Annotated in this window: 12 protein-coding genes; 1 reads left to right on the plus strand and 11 read right to left on the minus strand. The window is 43.8% G+C overall.

Going from position 1 to position 17,459, the window contains the following annotated elements; translation table 11 throughout:
* Entirely contained in the window at positions 1-1,092 is a 1,092-nt protein-coding gene (locus EGC86_RS06410; RefSeq protein ID WP_123777004.1) for a GNAT family N-acetyltransferase/peptidase C39 family protein, read from the plus strand.
* Positions 1,093-1,610: 518 nt separating this feature from the next.
* Here EGC86_RS06410 and EGC86_RS06415 read toward each other — a convergent pair.
* The 11 genes from EGC86_RS06415 to bamA form a co-directional block, all read right to left on the minus strand.
* Positions 1,611-2,018, minus strand: a complete 408-nt coding sequence (locus tag EGC86_RS06415; RefSeq protein ID WP_123777005.1) for a DMP19 family protein — start codon at positions 2,016-2,018, stop codon at positions 1,611-1,613.
* 1,321 nt (positions 2,019-3,339) lie between these two features.
* On the minus strand, positions 3,340-4,929 hold the full coding sequence (locus EGC86_RS06420) for a M28 family metallopeptidase (RefSeq protein WP_123777006.1): 1,590 nt from the start codon (positions 4,927-4,929) through the stop codon (positions 3,340-3,342).
* Positions 4,930-5,229: 300 nt separating this feature from the next.
* On the minus strand, positions 5,230-6,696 hold the full coding sequence (tilS, locus tag EGC86_RS06425) for a tRNA lysidine(34) synthetase TilS (RefSeq protein ID WP_123777007.1): 1,467 nt from the start codon (positions 6,694-6,696) through the stop codon (positions 5,230-5,232).
* Between the two features lie 9 nt (positions 6,697-6,705).
* Positions 6,706-10,182 (minus strand): DNA polymerase III subunit alpha, encoded by a 3,477-nt coding sequence (gene dnaE / locus EGC86_RS06430; protein ID WP_123777008.1) that lies wholly within the window; start codon positions 10,180-10,182, stop codon positions 6,706-6,708.
* 110 nt (positions 10,183-10,292) lie between these two features.
* Positions 10,293-10,931 (minus strand): ribonuclease HII, encoded by a 639-nt coding sequence (gene rnhB / locus EGC86_RS06435; protein WP_123777009.1) that lies wholly within the window; start codon positions 10,929-10,931, stop codon positions 10,293-10,295.
* A gap of 20 nt (positions 10,932-10,951) precedes the next feature.
* The gene (gene lpxB, locus EGC86_RS06440) at positions 10,952-12,100 is read right to left on the minus strand and encodes a lipid-A-disaccharide synthase (protein WP_123777010.1); all 1,149 of its coding nucleotides are present in this window, start codon (positions 12,098-12,100) and stop codon (positions 10,952-10,954) included.
* 9 nt (positions 12,101-12,109) lie between these two features.
* Positions 12,110-12,880 carry an acyl-ACP--UDP-N-acetylglucosamine O-acyltransferase gene (gene lpxA, locus EGC86_RS06445; RefSeq protein WP_011636756.1) on the minus strand — a complete coding sequence of 257 codons (771 nt, stop codon included), beginning with the start codon at positions 12,878-12,880 and terminating at the stop codon, positions 12,110-12,112.
* Positions 12,877-13,338, minus strand: a complete 462-nt coding sequence (gene fabZ / locus EGC86_RS06450; RefSeq protein WP_011636755.1) for a 3-hydroxyacyl-ACP dehydratase FabZ — start codon at positions 13,336-13,338, stop codon at positions 12,877-12,879. The genes lpxA and fabZ overlap by 4 nt, the downstream gene beginning before the upstream one ends.
* Positions 13,339-13,369: 31 nt before the next feature.
* On the minus strand, positions 13,370-14,392 hold the full coding sequence (gene lpxD / locus EGC86_RS06455) for a UDP-3-O-(3-hydroxymyristoyl)glucosamine N-acyltransferase (RefSeq protein ID WP_011636754.1): 1,023 nt from the start codon (positions 14,390-14,392) through the stop codon (positions 13,370-13,372).
* Between the two features lie 5 nt (positions 14,393-14,397).
* Positions 14,398-14,895 carry an OmpH/Skp family outer membrane protein gene (locus EGC86_RS06460; protein WP_011636753.1) on the minus strand — a complete coding sequence of 166 codons (498 nt, stop codon included), beginning with the start codon at positions 14,893-14,895 and terminating at the stop codon, positions 14,398-14,400.
* 65 nt (positions 14,896-14,960) lie between these two features.
* Positions 14,961-17,444 carry an outer membrane protein assembly factor BamA gene (gene bamA / locus EGC86_RS06465; protein WP_011636752.1) on the minus strand — a complete coding sequence of 828 codons (2,484 nt, stop codon included), beginning with the start codon at positions 17,442-17,444 and terminating at the stop codon, positions 14,961-14,963.
* Positions 17,445-17,459: the final 15 nt, after the last annotated feature.

Here is a 17,459-nt window from a genome sequence, read left to right on the forward strand (position 1 = left end):
ATGCTTATTCGTCAAGCAACCCCCAGCGATTTACCGCAACTAAACCACATCGAAAACAATGCATTTAGTGGCGATAAAATCAGTTCTCGGCAGATGAAACGCTTTATCAATTCACCTCTGGACAGCTTATTAGTGGCCGAAATAGACGGCACACTTGCAGGCTATGCTCTGGTGCTGTTTCATCGTGGTACTCGGCTAGCCAGGCTGTACTCTATTGCCGTTGCAAGCGAATTTAGAGGTCGCAACATTGCCTTCGAACTGGTCACACAATGTGAGCACACGGTGGTCGAGCGTGGTTTCATTACATTACGCCTAGAAGTACGAAACGACAATATCGCCGCCAAAAATCTTTATTTAAAAATGGGTTATAAAGTCCTAAAGACCTTAGTGCATTATTATGACGATTTGGCCGATGGCGTGCGCATGCACAAACGCTTAGACCCACCAGGGCCAAGCAAAGTCATCAAGATGCCTTTGTATGTACAAACCACCCCATTTACCTGTGGCGCGGCCTGCTTAATGATGGCCATGAGTGCGGTAAAGCCGCAATATAATCCAAATCGAGTTGATGAGCTGAGCATTTGGCGCGAAGCCACCACTATTTTTATGACCAGCGGCCACGGCGGTTGCAGTGTTCATGGCTTAGCCTTAGCAGCGATTAAGCGTGGCTTACAAATTGAAATGTACAGCCAATCAACCTCGGTTCCTTTTATAGATAGCGTTCGTGACAGCAATAAAAAAGCCGTCATTACGATTGTGCATGACGATTTTTGCCAACAGCTGATTTCGCAAGGTATTGAGATACACAACGCGGCACCTACACTGGTTCAAATTAAACATTGGATTGACAGCGGTTATGCCGTTTTGCTGATGATAAGTACTTATCGCTTTAATGGCGAGAAAGGCCCACATTGGGTGGTGTTGAGCGGTTACAACGAGCAGTTTATGTTTATTCACGACCCATTTGTTGAAGCGCAAAAAGATGCGATTAATGCGGCGTATGTACCTATTAGTCAGTCTGAACTGGCGCAGGTGATGCAATATGGGAAGCAAAAACAGGTGTCTTGTTTAGTGGTGAAGTCTTTATCATAACGATGATTTTTTTATGGCCTGCAGCCACAACTGACTTTTTCAAACTTCGTTTGAATTGAGATCGCAAGGTTCCACCCTGCACGGGCCAAAAGGGGATCAACAGCAATCCCCTCTTGGATCACCCCTGCCGTTCCGGCAACATTTTCGCTTTTTAACCAAACAACAGCAGCGAAAAAATTGCGACGGAAATTGATCTAGCTTTTAACTTCGTTTGCAGCCTGCTTCGGCCTTATTTGAAAATGCTAACGCTTCCGATGGTACATCCTGTACCGCGAAAGCTAAGCTCACATCCATGTGAGCTTCACGCTATTTTCTTCAACGGCCTCAAGTTCAGAGTTGAATTTAACTATTTGAAAGCTGAGACTAACTCGTTTTTGGACATTTCCGAGTTAGACCATTAATTCTAATTCGTGAGTTTCAGGTTAAATTTCTATGGGTAACGCCGCCAATAGCGGCCGAGCGTAGCGAGGTCCAGCCCCGAAGGGGCGATGCTGCTTGGCCTTGTTAAATATTGTTGGCTAAAAATTAGATTGAACATACTTAAACAGCAATTCTTGAATGTTATCTGGGTACTCTGTGAACTCATAATCTAGCTTATTTAAGTACTCTTCATGTTTTTCGGAAATGCTTTCTAATGCCTCTACTCTCTCATCTCGGTCTTTTGGTGGTCCACTCTCGCCAAATAGATCCAGTGCTTTCTGGGCGATGCTCGCCATTTTATGTGCACCAATGGAGACGAGGGCTTTTGCAGCATAAAAAGCGATATCACCAGCTGTGTTATAGAACAGTTGATCGAAACCGCCGTTATTCACCTCTGCTTCCACAGACCATATTGTTGCCAATACGCGCTCAGGCTCACGAATACCATCGAATCCTTTTGATTCAAGTTCGGTCAGTGACTTTTCAAATGCTTGCTCGATATTCATGATGACATTTAACAGCTTATTGAAGGGCAAAAAAAATTAAAGTTGCCCTTTTAAGTTATTGATTAATATCATCCTACATTTACTATCTTCTTGATGTAAAGCAGTTTTATTTAACTCCACTGACAAATAAAAGCGAGGATGCGCGTTAAAAGTGGACTCAATATTCAGCAGGAAATAAAAACACATTTATTTCAATGCATTACAAAATAAACAAATTATTTATCGTACTACTTTAGTTTACTTATTAGCCGATTTAACTTAAAAAAACACTAAAAACCATTACAACTGTTTTTGTATACAGTACACACAACATAAAGGTGGGAAATATGGCTTACACAGGATACTTATTCGATATTTATAAGCCAGATACTGATGAAGTGTTAAACAGTACGATCCCCATCGAAAATTATGCACTTTTTAGCATTTTTCGTCTGGGATGATGTGGCCACAGGTTCATATTTGAAACAAACTTTGGGGCGAAAATGAGTTAAATTCTTTACTTTCAAAGGGTGTGATTCAACTCTGGACTTGAGCACGTTGAAGACTCTTTATAAAAGAATACGTGAGCTGGCCATGGATGGTGAGCTTAACTTTCGCGGTACAGAATGTACCATCGGAAACGTTAGCATTTTCATTCTTTACTATAAAGAGTTGGCCGAAGCAGGCTGCAAATGAAGCTAAAAGTTGGATCAATCCCCATGGCGACCTTTTCGCCGCTGTTGTTTTGTAAATAGCGAAAATGTTGCGGGGCGGCTGGGCTAATTCTTATAAAGAGTAAAGAGGGAATAGCCGTTGATTTCCTTTTGGTCTGGTGTGGCCGCAGGCCATAGCCTAAACAAGCTTTGGGGCATAAATGATTTGCATACCTTGCTTGCAATTGGTCTGATTCAACTCTGAACTTGAGGACGTTGAAGAAAATAGCGTGAGCCTGACAGGACGTCAGGCTAGCTTTCGCGGTACAGGATGTACCATCGGAAGCGTTAGCATTTTCGAATAAGTCCGAGGCCGATTCCAAATAAAGCCCAAAGCTGGATCAATCCCCATGGCGACCTTTTCGCTGTTTGAAAATGTTGCGGGGCGGCTGGGAGTTCCAAGAGGGAACAGCCGTTGGTTTCCTCTTGGTCTGGTGTGGGTGAAGCGCCACGACGTTGGTGGCCGCAGGCCATATGTATCAGCCCATGTAGGGTGGAACCTTGCGATCTTACTTCAAACGAAGTTTGGAAAGTCTGGTGTGGGTGAAGCGCCACGACGTTAGTGGCCGTAGGCCATATCTAATAAAAAAGGAGGCTTTCGCCTCCTCTCTTTATCCAACTAGCTAACACTACTTACCGTCTTGTGCTCTGCGCTTTTTAAAGTCTGAATCTTCTATCCATTTTGGCCAGTCGTTGTTGTTGGCTAGCTTTTCAATGATGTCGCTGATTAAAGCTAGATCTTGCTCTACCCCGCCTAAATTCCAGCTGGCATCGTAATCGTCTGCGCCTTGATGGTACTTATGGGCAATGTAGTCTGGATCAGTGTCGCCTAAGCTCATGAACATTAACCCGGGGACGCCTTGTTGGGCTAAGGCAAAGTGGTCTGAACGGAACATTAAACCATTTTGTGGACGGGGATCAGCCTTTACTGTACGGCCTTGTGCTTTGGCGGCATCGTCTAAATAGGTTTCAAGTTTTGATACGCCTTGGCCATAACGCAGGATGTAATTAACACCTTTGCCTATATTCATGCCATCTATATTTAAAAACGATACCAGTTGTTTAGTCGGTACCGGAGGATTGGCAGCAAAGTATTGCGCGCCAATAAGGCCGGTTTCTTCGGCGGTAAATGCAGTAAACAGAATAGAGCGTTTAGGTGCTTTGTTTTGCTCTTTAAAATGACGAGCAAGTTGTAACACACCTGCCACGCCAGAGGCATTGTCGACAGCGCCGTTTAAAATTACTGTTTTACCGTCTTGCACGGTTTTACCTAAATGATCCCAATGGGCATGCATGACCAACCATTCGTCGGCTTGGCTGGTACCTGGTATCAGCCCTGCTACGTTATAGGATGTGGCTAATTCAATGGTATTTTTTACTGCTAAATTGGCTTTGAGTTTAAGTGGTATAGACTTAAAACCCGCTTTTGCTGCGGTGAGTTTGACTTTATCAAAGTCTAAGCCTGCTGCTTGAAACACTTTTTGCGCGGTTTGGTGTTGGATCCAACCCATGACGCCAATGTGTGATTGATTATTTTGATCATCAACTAAGGTGTATTTAGTATTAGTGTTGCTGTTTTCAACGACGTTCCAACCGTAGGCTGCGGGTGCGGTTTCATGGACAATAAACACCGCTTTGGCGCCCTGCCTTGCTGCTTCTTCATACTTATAAGTCCAACGGCCATAATAGGTCATGGCATTGCCTTTAAAGATGGCAGGATCTTGAGTCGCAAAGCCTGGGTCATTGACCAGCATAATCACGGTTTTGCCTTTAACGTCAATGTTGGCGTAATCATTCCATTGATATTCCGGCGCATTAATACCATAGCCAACAAACACTACATCGCTGTTATCTACACTCACTTGAGGCTGAACTTGTTCAGTACGTGCGGTGAAGTCAGTGCCGTTGTTAAACACTAAATCGCCCATACTCAGCTGCATTGTTTGATCAGCAGTAATTTTAGCCATTGGCACAGCTTGACGATAACGGTCACCAAAACCTGGAGCTAGTCCCATTGCTTTGTAGGCGTTTTCTAAATACTCAACCGTCAGTTTTTCACCATGAGATAACGGCCCACGGCCTTCAAATTCATCACTTGCTAAGGTTTGCACATCTTGACGATAGGTTTTTTGATCAAATTGAAATGGGGTAGCGTTTACGCTTGGCAGAAGCAACACACCAAACACAGCTAATAAACGAAAGGTATTCACAGACAACATCCTCTGTTGAGTATTAAGAAAATTTATTGTAACAGATGCTAGGGACGAGAGCGGACTTCGTCCTGCTAGAACGCTTCGCGGCAATAAAGGCCGAATTCAATAATATAGTCTGAAGCCATCAGCAGTACTACCGCTTTTATCGCATCTAGTCGCGAAGCGGCCTAGCACCTAGCGATTTATCCGTTGTTATCACTTGTTATCATCTTGGCAGACTGTTACCGCTTTGCCTGTTTCTATCGCTTGTTATCGTCTTGACCGACGGTTACCGCTTGTTACTGTCTTGACCTGCCGTTATCACTTTCATCGGATGTTCAAAAGCGGTATACAAATCCCTTGATCACCGGTTTGGGCAAGGTAGCGTTTGTCAACCCATAAACCAACGGCGGCCACTAAGGTGTCACCATAAAAAACTAACGGGATTTGTGGTCTTCGCCATGGCGGGATATTGCATTCTTGCCACAATTTCTTTAATTCGCGCGCTTTTTGCCGTTGTGATGTAGCAAATTGTGGCTGGCATTTAATTGAACCTGCCGCGCCAAAACGTATGCTCACAAAGGTATTATTCGGTAAAGCAAGAAGCGGCGTATTGTCTGTGGCGATTTGCAGACCGATCTGGCATTGCTTGCGCCCAACTCGGCACACTGTCTGTTGCAGCTCGCCTTTAAGCAGTTGCTCAAATTGTTGTTGCACTGCACTTGCATCAATAGCGTCGAGCTCTTTATGGCTAACAACATAAGCGATACCAGCAAAGCGTTTAACCTGATAATTGCCCCACAGAATCGATATATTAGCGTCGTCTTTAGCCGCTAATAGTTGTGACAGGATCTGCTGTAATTGTGCTTGCGAAGGTAAACTAACGCCACAATGAATTAAATAACCGCGAAACAGTAATGCTTGCCAAGCGGCACTCAATTGACCAAACCCGGTGAGCGTAAACCCGGTTGATTCGGTCATTAATGCATTTGTATCGCCTGGCACTATTAACCACTCGGGTAAGCGATGACTCACTTCGTCGTCAATAACCTGTTGCTGCTCGGCACATAATGCGGCGCTACGCCCTGCGGTGGTCGCAATACTTGGCCAACGCTGTTTTAATCTTGGAATGATATCCAGGCGTAAAAAATTTCTATCAAAGCTGTCGTCTTGGTTACTTTCATCTTCAATATGGGATAGTTGTTTTTGCGCCGCAAATTGCTCGATTTGATCGCGGCTGATATCCAATAACGGTCTAACTAGCCAAGCTTGTTTGTAAGCTTGTATCGCCCCCATTGCCGCCAGCCCTTTTGGGCCTTGACCACGTTTTAACGCGAGTAATAAGGTTTCAAGTTGATCATCTTGATGATGGGCGGTCAGTAAAATGTCACCGGGATTAAGATAACGGTCAAATGCTTGGTAACGAGCATCGCGGGCTTGCGCCTCTAGACTCTGCCGAGGGCCCTTTTCAACCTTAACTCGCTCAATCTGTACTGGCAGCTGATAATGATTAGCCCGAGTGATACAGTGCTGTACCCAAATGTCAGCATTGGCACTTAGCCCATGATGAACATGAATAAGCAGGCAAGCAATATGCGGATGCTTGTGTGCCAAGGCACTTAATCCACACGCGAGCACCTCTGAGTCAACGCCGCCACTGTAAGCCAGTACTAATTTAGGCGATGATTCACCTTTAACCACACTCATTTGATAAAGGGGTAATATCGCTTGTTCGAGCAAACTTAGCAGTTGTGGTGCACTTATTTGCTCTGTTAACGAAGACTTTTCAATCATGATGCGCGCCTAATTAAACACGATTTTGACGTTAGTTGAACCAAGCATGCTTTCGAGGGCTAACATTAACTCATCACTAGGGTTAACTCGCCACTCTTCACCTAACACGATTTTGCCGCTGGCTTGTTGTTTGGAGTAGTTAATCACCACAGGCACGGCGCCCTTACGCCACGGTGTTAATGTTTGCTCAAAGGTTTGTAACCAGTCAGGCGTAACATCATCGCCATGAACATTGATTTCAACCGCTTTGGCAAAATGACTGCGTGCTTCACCAATTTCAATGATATTGCGCGCGTTCATGCGATTGCCGCCAGAGAAATCATCAAAGCTGACATCGCCTTCACAAATAAGAATGCGGTCTTTTTCGAGCATATGACCAAACTTCTCAAACGGCTCGGTAAATAGCATCACCTCTAGGCGAGCACTTTTGTCATCTAATGTGACTAAGCCCATTTTTGAACCACGCTTAGTGATCATCACCCGTGTTGCCACCACTAGACCAGCCGCTTTAACGGTTTTACCGCGCTCGGTTGGGTGAATGTCTTTTAAGCGGCCATTAGTGTATTGCTTAAGTTCTTTTAAATACTGATTAATGGGGTGACCAGTAAGGTAAAGCCCTAATGTTTCGCGCTCACCTTCCAACCAAATTTTGTCTGGCCACGGAGTACAATGGACAAAGTTTTGCTTACTGTCTTCAGGTTCACTATTGAGTAAACCAAACATGTCATTTTGGCCTGTCGCTTCTGCTTTAGCATGTTGCGCCGCTGCACTAATCGCTTGAGGCAAGGTCGCCATCATTGATGCTCGATGCGGACCTAATGTGTCTAAGGCGCCTGCAAGGATAAGCTTTTCAATCACTCGCTTGTTGAGCTTTTTCAAATCAATTCGAGCACAAAAATCGAACAGGTCGGTAAACGGTCCATTTTTACGGGCTTCTAAAATAGAATCTACCGGGCCTTCACCCACGCCTTTAATCGCGCCGATACCATAAACAATATTAAGGTCGTCATCGACCGTAAACTTGAATAAGCCTTTGTTTACGTCGGGCGGAATTAGCGGCAAGCCCATGCGTTCACATTCGTCAACCAAGGTGACGATTTTGTCGGTGTTGTCCATGTCGGCAGACATTACCGCGGCCATAAACTGCGATGGGAAATGAGTTTTTAGCCACAAGGTTTGATACGACACCAGTGCATAAGCGGCAGAATGCGATTTGTTAAAACCGTAACCGGCGAACTTTTCCACCAAATCGAAGATTTTCATCGACAAGTCGCCATCGACGCCGTTGTTAATTGCACCTTCTTTAAACGTGCCGCGCTGCTTGGCCATTTCTTCAGGTTTTTTCTTACCCATTGCACGACGGAGCATATCCGCGCCGCCGAGGGTGTAACCCGACAATACCTGAGCAATCTGCATCACCTGCTCTTGGTACAAAATAATGCCGTAGGTCGGTGACAATAACTCTCTTAGTGACTCATGCTGATATTCAGCATCTGGGTATGACACTTCTTCACGGCCGTGCTTACGTTCAATAAAGTTGTCAACCATGCCTGACTGCAAAGGACCTGGGCGGAAAAGTGCCACTAGTGCAATCATGTCTTCAAAACAGTCGGGTTGCAGACGTTTAATGAGGTCTTTCATACCGCGAGATTCCAGCTGGAATACCGCGGTTGTTTCGTAGCGTTGCAGTAATCTAAAACAAGCAGGATCGGCAAGCGGAATGGCTTCGATACTAACGGGGTCTTTACCTTCTTTAATCAGGCGCGGATTAATCATCTGCAATGCCCAATCAATAATGGTTAAAGTACGTAAGCCCAAGAAATCGAACTTAACCAGACCAGCAGTTTCAACGTCATTTTTATCAAATTGTGTTACTGGGTTTAAGCCTTCGGCATCGCAATATAACGGTGCAAAGTCGGTAATTCGAGTCGGGGCGATAACCACACCACCGGCATGCTTACCCGCGTTACGTGTTACGCCTTCTAAGCGGCGACACATATCGATAAGCTCTTTAACGTCTTCATCGCCGTCATAGGCTTCAGGAAGCGCGGGTTCAACTTCAAAGGCTTTCGCCAATGTCATCCCTGGTTCTGCGGGGATTAATTTAGTTAGACGTTCAACAAAGCCGTAAGGATGACCTAATACGCGGCCAACATCGCGCACAACGGCTTTGGCCGCCATGGTACCAAAGGTAATAATCTGTGATACCGCTTCTCGACCGTATAGTTCTGCTACGTGGTCAATGACTTCATCGCGTCGGTCCATACAAAAGTCGACGTCGAAATCGGGCATGGATACACGTTCTGGGTTCAAGAAACGTTCGAACAGTAAATCGTATTCTAGTGGATCTAAGTCGGTAATTTTAAGCGCGTATGCGACTAACGATCCCGCACCAGAACCACGGCCGGGACCAACTGGAATGCCGTTGTCTTTGCCCCACTGAATAAACTCCATCACGATAAGGAAGTAACCAGGGAAACCCATCTGGTTAATTACCTTTAATTCAATCTCGAGACGTTCGTCATATTCGCCCCGCTTTTCGGCGCGAACTTGTGGGTTTGGAAATAAAAACTCAAGACGTTCTTCTAAGCCTTTAACGGACACGTTAACCAAGAAATCTTCAATGGATAAGTCACCGGTAGGGAAATTAGGCAAAAAGTATTCATTTAGGCGAATGGTGACATTACAGCGTTTCGCTATTTCAACGCTGTTTTGAATTGCTGACGGAATATCAGCAAATAATGCAATCATTTCATCTTCGGTGCGCAGATATTGTTGATCGCTATAGGTTTTAGGGCGACGTGGATCGACTAAAGTAAAACCATCATGAATAGCGACCCGGATTTCATGGGCTTCAAAATCATCTTGTTTTAAAAACACCACTTGGTTGGTGGCAACAACAGGTAAACCTTTTATTGATGCTAACTCAACGGCCATGTGCAAATAGCGCTCTTCATGTGCTCGGCCAGTACGAATAAGCTCTAGGTAATAGCGATCTTCAAAGTGTTGTTGATAAAAGGCAATCAACGACTCGACTTGGTTTTGATTACCTTTTAATAATGCTTTGCCGACATCACCATCTTTGGCACCCGAGATAATGATCAAACCGCTGTTGTATTTGACTAACCAATCTTGGTCGATCACCACACGGTTATCAACATGACCGCGAAGATAGGCTTCACTGATCAGTTGGGTCAGGTTTTGGTAACCTTCATTGTTCATCGCGATAATGGTTAAGGCACAGAATTCTTTTTCAAATCCAGGGGTTTGCACCCAAAAATCGGCACCAATGATCGGCTTAATTCCCGCACCATTACAAGCACCATAAAACTTAACCAAACCACAAAAGTTGTTTTGATCAGTTAACGCTATTGCTGCCATCCCCTGATTTTCAGCAGCGGCAATAATAGGTTTAACTTTAGCAACGCCATCTGACATTGAATAATCACTGTGGACGCGCAAATGAACAAAACGAGGATCGGACATAGAATATTTTTTCTTCGAAAAAGATGAATGAAACAACACGAAAATGCGGGATTTAGACTACCAAACTAAGCGACGTTATCCAACGATAAACTCGTTTAATCTGGTCATGATCAAAATGTATTTTGGAGTAAAATGCGATCCGCAACAGGTTTAAAACTTTTACGATGTTCAGGCAACACACCATATAAGGCTAGCGCTTCAAAGTGTGCTTTGGTTGGATAACCTTTATGTTTAGCAAAGCCATACTGTGGATATTGACTGTCTAACGTCTCCATCTCGGCATCACGAGTCACTTTGGCAATAATGGATGCTGCACTAATCGCTGCCACTAAGCCGTCGCCTTTAATTATCGCATGACTAGCAATACCAAAATCCGGTACCCGATTGCCATCAACCAGTACTCGTTCAGGCAAAATGGATAACCCCGCTACTGCGCGCTGCATGGCCAGCATGGTGGCATGCAAAATATTCAGCTCATCGATTTCAGCAGGGCTAGCACGGCCAACACTGACACTTAACGCGTTATCCATAATCTGTTGATACAAAGCATTACGACGTTTCTCGCTGAGCTTCTTAGAGTCATTGAGGCCAACAATCGGTTTATTCGGATCTAATATCACCGCGGCTGTGACCACATCACCAATCAGTGGACCACGCCCGACTTCGTCAACACCAGCAACAAGCCCTTGTGAAATAATGGCTACTTGTTCAGGGGTAATATCTTTTATCACAACCGGTAATGTCGACATATTAGCTTATCCTAGTCAGGTTACGGCGTTTGTAATAGTGCCACTACAGCATCTGCCGCTCGCTCGCTGGCATTACACTTTAGCAATTGATGTAATTCTTCAAAGCGGGAATTTAGCGGTGCAAAATCTTGATTAAGCTGCTTGATTATCGCATCGGCAATTAACTGTGGTTGGCAATTAGCTTGCATCAATTCTGGCACGATGGTGTCGTTTGCGAGCAAATTAGGCAACGAATAGTTTTTGATTTTCATCATTTTAATCGCGATGGCATACGTAATTGGGCTGACCCGATACGACACAACCATAGGACGTTTAACCAGCATGGCCTCTAAAGTCGCTGTGCCAGATGCCAATAAAATACAATCAGCAGCAGCCATGACTTCGCGAGATTGGCCTTCAACAATAGTGACTTCTAAATCGGGAGCAAACTCCTCAAGTGCAGCAAGAAACTGTTGTCGACGAGCATCATTAACCACTGGAGTGACAAATTTGATGTCTGGAAAGGTTTGCTTAACTAATTGAGCAGCTTTGACGAACGGCTCAGCTAATTGCTTTAGCTCACCGCCTCTTGAACCAGGTAATACCGCCAAGTATTCAGCATTAGGATCTAATCCTAATAACTGCCGCGCAGCTAGCTTATCACTGTGCATCGGAATATCGTCCGCAAGTGTATGCCCTACAAAAGTACAAGGCACTTGATGTTGGTCGTAAAACGCTTTCTCAAACGGCAATAGCGACAACACCATATTGGTCGCTTTAGCAATTTTAAATATACGTTTTGGACGCCAAGCCCATACTGACGGGCTGACGTAATGGACTGTTTTAATCCCTTTGGCTTTTAATTTAAGCTCTACACCAATATTAAAATCGGGCGCATCAATACCAATAAAACAGTCTGGCGCTAATTCAGTAATTTGTTTCACTAGGCTTGAACGAATATGCAGCAGTCGAGGTAAATGAGATAACACTTCGACTAAGCCCATGATCGACAGTTCTTCCATTGGGAATAAACTTTCAAACCCTAGAGCTTGCATTCGAGGGCCACCAATGCCAATAAAGCGTGCATCAGGGTAGCGTCTTTTGAGTGAATTAACTAAACCGGCACCTAAAATATCGCCGGAGATTTCTCCGGCGACAATGGCGAATACTTTTGAAGGAGAGTTGGTCATTGTTTCCGTCTATCGAATAATGCCACGAGCAGAGTGGTTGATAAATTCCATAAATGCTTTCACATTGATGTCTTTTTCAGCGGCCTCAATTAATTCAGCGTTAGCTTCTTCAATGGTTAAACTCTTACGGAAAACCGCTTTATATGCACTCAAAATTGCTCGCTGGTTTTCTTTGGTAAAACCACGGCGTTTTAAGCCTTCTAAGTTTAATCCACGTGGTACAGCAGGAGAACCAGCAGCCATTACAAATGGGGGAACATCTTGCAAAATAAGTGAAGCTCCCGCGGTAAAGGCGTGCGCGCCAATGTGTACAAACTGATGCACACCAGTCATGCCGCCCAAAATAACCCAATCACCAACATGTACATGACCGGCAATTGAAGCATTATTAGCCATGATAACGTTATTACCGACAAAACAGTCGTGTGCAATATGAACATACGCCATAAACAGACAGTTAGAACCGATGCGAGTTTCACCTTTATCTTGGGTCGTACCACGGTGAATGGTAACCGACTCACGAATGATGTTATTGTCGCCGATAATTAAGCGAGTTTGTTCGCCTGCGTACTTTTTATCTTGACACTCTTCACCAACTGAAGAGAATTGAAAAATACGATTACCTTTACCGATAACCGTTGGACCTTTAACCACAACATGAGAACTTATCCATGTGTCATCGCCGATTTCAACGTTTTCACCAATGTAGGTCCAAGGACCAATAGTGACGTTATTACCAATTTTGGCTGTTGGGTGAACAAACGCTAATTTATCTATCACTTCTTAATCTCTCTACGTGCACACATGATTTCAGCAGAACAAACCAGTTCACCATCAACCAAGGCTTCACCAACAAACACACCAATACCGCGACGCTCTTTAATCATTTTAACGTGAAAATGTATTTGGTCGCCTGGCTCAACAACACGTTTAAAACGCGCTTTATCGATACCAGCAAAATAGTACAGCACCTCTGGGGACGGCTCTGTACTCATGGTTTTAAAGGCAAGTAAACCCGTTGCTTGTGCCATGGCTTCTAAAATGAGCACGCCAGGCATAACAGGCTGTATAGGAAAATGTCCTTGGAAAAAAGGCTCATTAATGGTGACATTTTTAATCGCATGTAAGTGCTCACCTACGGTAAAGTCCAATACACGATCGATCAACAAAAATGGATATCTATGAGGTAGATATTTAAGTATCTCTTTAATATCCATGGTGTTTAATTGGTTTGACACACTACATTCCTTAAATAAGGCAGAATTACAATTATTCTGAGCCCTTAGCACTTTTCTCGAGGGTTTTAACTCGGCTAAATAATTCATCTAATTGACGGAAACGAACAGTGTTTCGACGCCATAATTTGTTTTCCATTGCGATGGTTGCGGACGAATACACACCTTTTTCACGGATAACACTGGTCACGTTCGTTCCGCCTGATATGTGTACACCATCAGCGACACTAAGGTGTCCAGCAACAGCACTACCACCACCGATAATACAATATTTACCAATGGTAGAACTGCCAGCAATAATAGAGCCACCAGCCATTGCGGTATTTTGGCCGATAACGACATTATGAGCAATTTGAACTTGGTTGTCGATAATCACACCATCGTGGATCTCGGTATGCGACAACGCACCACGGTCAATAGAAGTACATGCGCCAATTTCAACATGATTACCAATCCGAACGCCGCCTGTTTGTGGAATTTTAACCCAGTTACCGCGTTCATTGGCATAACCAAAACCATCAGAGCCAATTACCGTCCCTGAATGGACGATGCAATCATGACCAATATGTACATTATGATAAACACTTACATTAGCCCAAAGACGCGTGTTTGAACCAATAATACTGGATTCACCCACCACACAACCTGGACCTATTTGAACATTTTCACCCAAAATAACATTCGCACCTATCACCGCATTTGCACCAATAGCTGCACCGTCACCTAAAATGGCTGATGTATCTATTTGAGCTGAAGGATGAATACCAGGCGTTTCTTTTGGGGTGGTATCTAGTAATTGCGCTACTCGAGCAAATCCTACGTAAGGATCGCTAACAATAAGGGCATTACCATGATAACAACTTGCTTCTTTTTCGCTCAGCAATACCGCACTAGCTTGAGTTGCCTCAAGCTGAGCACGGTACTTACTATTGGCTAAAAAAGAGAGTTGGCCTTGGGTTGCATCTTCAAGGGTAGCGACACTGGTTATTTCCAGTGTTGCGTCACCTTTAATAGTTGCACCCAATAGTTGGCTAAGCTCTTTTAAAGTCACTTTCATACTTATTATTTGCCTTTACTTAAGGCTTCTACCACTTTGCTGCTGATGTCAGCTTCTGGTTTAACAAAAATAACTGCGCCACGTTGTAGCACCATGTCGTATTTTTCTTTACCAGCAATGGTATTAATCGCTTTTTGAACTTGAACTAATAGTTTGTTTTGCTCTTCACCTTGACGACGACGCATGTCTTCATCTAGTGCTTTGCCTTTCAACTGGAATTCAGACTTTAATGATTCCATTTTACGTACTAATTCAGTCTTTTGTGAATCGCTCATTAAGGCGCCGTCACGTTGTTGCTTTTCAACCAAAGAACGCATTTCTTCCTGCATTTTTTGGACTTCAGCAACACGATCACCAAACTCAGCTTTTAATGATTTAGAAATTTGCTCGCGCTGTGGCAACTGCTCGAACACTTCACCCATATCAACCACTGCGAGTTTTTCCGCTTGGGCTAGCATAGGGGTAGCAAACAATGCCAATGTAATTAATGCGCGATTTACCATCTTTTTCAAAGTAGACTCCTTGTTAAACTTGTTGTTATCAGCAAAACCTGCCGAGTGTATTAGTTTTAGAACGTTTTGCCAATATTGAACGAGAAAATCTCTGTCTCGTCATCTTCATATTCTTTCAGTGGCCAAGCTAAGCTGAATACCATAGGTCCCATTGGCGATAGCCACTGCACGCTCATACCCCATGAGGCACGTAAGCGCTCTGGATCGCTATAGTCTTCTAACTTAGAGAACTGATCCGCGGGTAAAGTCCGATATGAGTCATAATCAAACTCAGTATCCCATACGTTACCTGCATCAACGAAGAAACTTGTTCGCACTGAGTTAGTGTAAGCTTCATCGAGGAATGGTGTCGGAACAATCATTTCAAAGCTTGCTGTTGCAATGGCGTTACCACCAATTGAACGGCCTGAACTCACCTGAATGGTATTTGGGTCACCTGGCAAACTACAACCATCACCTGAAACATCAGGCGCACATTGCTCACTACCACGGTATAAATAGAACGAACGAGGGCCTACTGAATTAGACTTAAAGCCACGTAACGAACTGCTACCACCAGAATAATAGTTTTCCCAGAACGGTAAGATTTGATCGTTGTCGTTAAACTGACCATAACCGTTTGAATAACCTAAACGGGCGCGAGCCAATAATACAAACCCATGCTGAGGTGTCAGTGGGAAGTAGAAGTTGGTGTCAAAATCCGTTTTAAAGTACTGTAAGTCAGAACCTGGCACGGTCATTTTACCGCTTAAACGTTGCGACGAACCATCTGTCGGGAACGTACCACGGTTAAGTGTGCTGCGGTACCAACCGGCATTCAATTCAAAGTTATCAAAACTTAAGTCTGAATTAGGATCATCCGTTTCACGATACACATTGTAGAAACGCAATGCTTGTTCATAAGCAGAGATTTCTGAAATAGTATTATGACGATAACCAATACCACCGTTCAAACGGTTATATTCGTTAATCGGGAATCCTGAGTTTAATGCAACACCATAAGATTTATTCTTATAGCGCTCAAGGTTAGCCTCATTAGCATCAAACTCATTCCAGTAAACGCTACCACCTAAACTGACACCGTCTTTCGTGAAGTATGGGTCGGTATAAGACAAGTTGGCACTTTTTGAGTATTTGTTAGTGTTGACACTAAAACCAGCTTGGTTACCAGTACCAAGGAAGTTATTTTGTTCAACGCCAAACTGTAAGCTCACACCAGATTCAGTACCATAACCGACACCTGCGTTGAACGAACCTGACGGTTGCTCTTTCACAGTTACTGCGACATCAACTAAATCGTCACTGCCTGGTACTTGAATGGTTTCAGCATCAACCGTTTCGAAATAACCTAAACGGTTAAGGCGTAGTTTAGACTGTTCAATTTGAGCAGAATTCAACCATGCACCTTCCATTTGACGTAATTCGCGGCGCATAACTTCATCTTTAGTAACTGTGTTACCGGTGAAGTTAATTGAGCGAACATACACGCGCTTACCCGGTTTAACATTGATGTTGAGTACCACTTCTTTGGTTTCATCATCAATTTCAGGATAGGTTTTTACTTCAGGATAAGCATAACCAAAGCGGCCAAGGTATTTGCTGTACATTTCTTCGGTGAATGTCACATCCGCACCGTTGTACATATTGCCCGCTTTAATTGGCAAAATAGATCTCATTAACTCTTCTCGGCCCATTAGGTCACCAATTAAGTTAACTTCTTTCACCTTGTACTTTTCACCTTCATTCACGTTAATAGTGATGTACAAACCTTTACGGTCTGGTGTCATCGCAACTTGTGTTGAAGTCACTTCAAAGCGAATATAGCCTTGATTGTGGTAATAGGTTTTAATGGTTTCTAAGTCAGCTTGTAGCTTTTGCTTTTGGTAGCGACGCTCACCAAACAAATCCCACCATGCCACATAGTCTTTGAGCTCAAGCATACTGATGAGCTCAGAATCTGAGAACACAGTATTACCAACCACGTTAATTTGACGGATTTCAGCCGCTAAACCTTCGGTAAACTTAAATTTAAGCTCAACACGGTTACGAGGTAAGTTGATGATTTGCGCTTCAACTTTGGCACCGTATTTACCCACACCGTAATAGAAATCTTGCAGGCCTTTTTCAATGCCAGACAACATGGTTCTATCAAGTGATTCGCCAGCTTTAACACCAGAACCGTCAAGACTTTCTTGTAACTGCTCGTCTTTGATATCTTTATTACCGTCAAACGAGATAATACTGATAGTTGGACGTTCTTTAACCGTTACATAGAGTATACCGTCTTCATGACTGACACTGATGTTTTCAAAATTGGTTGAACCGTAAAGGCTCTTAATCGCTTGCTGTAATTTAACTTCATCTACTGTATCACCTACTTTCACAGGTAAACTCAATAGTGCTGCACCGAGAGCAACTCGTTGCAAACCTTCTACTTGGATGTCGGTCACTTCAAAAGGTTGGAAAGACTCTGCCCAACCATTCCCTGAAAAAGACGCGCCGACGAATAACATCGAGGCAAAAATTTTATTAAATCTCATAGAGCACTTCTAATT

The sequence above is a fragment of the Shewanella frigidimarina genome (genome assembly GCF_003797125.1).
Classification (GTDB): domain Bacteria; phylum Pseudomonadota; class Gammaproteobacteria; order Enterobacterales; family Shewanellaceae; genus Shewanella; species Shewanella frigidimarina.

Bases quoted from the DNA above. Each gene is read 5' to 3' on its own strand.
- EGC86_RS06410 (WP_123777004.1), top strand. From the start codon at position 1: ATGCTTATTCGTCAAGCAACCCCCAGCGATTTACCGCAACTAAACCAC.
- EGC86_RS06415 (WP_123777005.1), bottom strand. From the start codon at position 2,018: ATGAATATCGAGCAAGCATTTGAAAAGTCACTGACCGAACTTGAATCA.
- EGC86_RS06420 (WP_123777006.1), bottom strand. From the start codon at position 4,929: ATGTTGTCTGTGAATACCTTTCGTTTATTAGCTGTGTTTGGTGTGTTG.
- tilS (WP_123777007.1), bottom strand. From the start codon at position 6,696: ATGATTGAAAAGTCTTCGTTAACAGAGCAAATAAGTGCACCACAACTG.
- dnaE (WP_123777008.1), bottom strand. From the start codon at position 10,182: ATGTCCGATCCTCGTTTTGTTCATTTGCGCGTCCACAGTGATTATTCA.
- rnhB (WP_123777009.1), bottom strand. From the start codon at position 10,931: ATGTCGACATTACCGGTTGTGATAAAAGATATTACCCCTGAACAAGTA.
- lpxB (WP_123777010.1), bottom strand. From the start codon at position 12,100: ATGACCAACTCTCCTTCAAAAGTATTCGCCATTGTCGCCGGAGAAATC.
- lpxD (WP_011636754.1), bottom strand. From the start codon at position 14,392: ATGAAAGTGACTTTAAAAGAGCTTAGCCAACTATTGGGTGCAACTATT.
- EGC86_RS06460 (WP_011636753.1), bottom strand. From the start codon at position 14,895: ATGGTAAATCGCGCATTAATTACATTGGCATTGTTTGCTACCCCTATG.
- bamA (WP_011636752.1), bottom strand. From the start codon at position 17,444: ATGAGATTTAATAAAATTTTTGCCTCGATGTTATTCGTCGGCGCGTCT.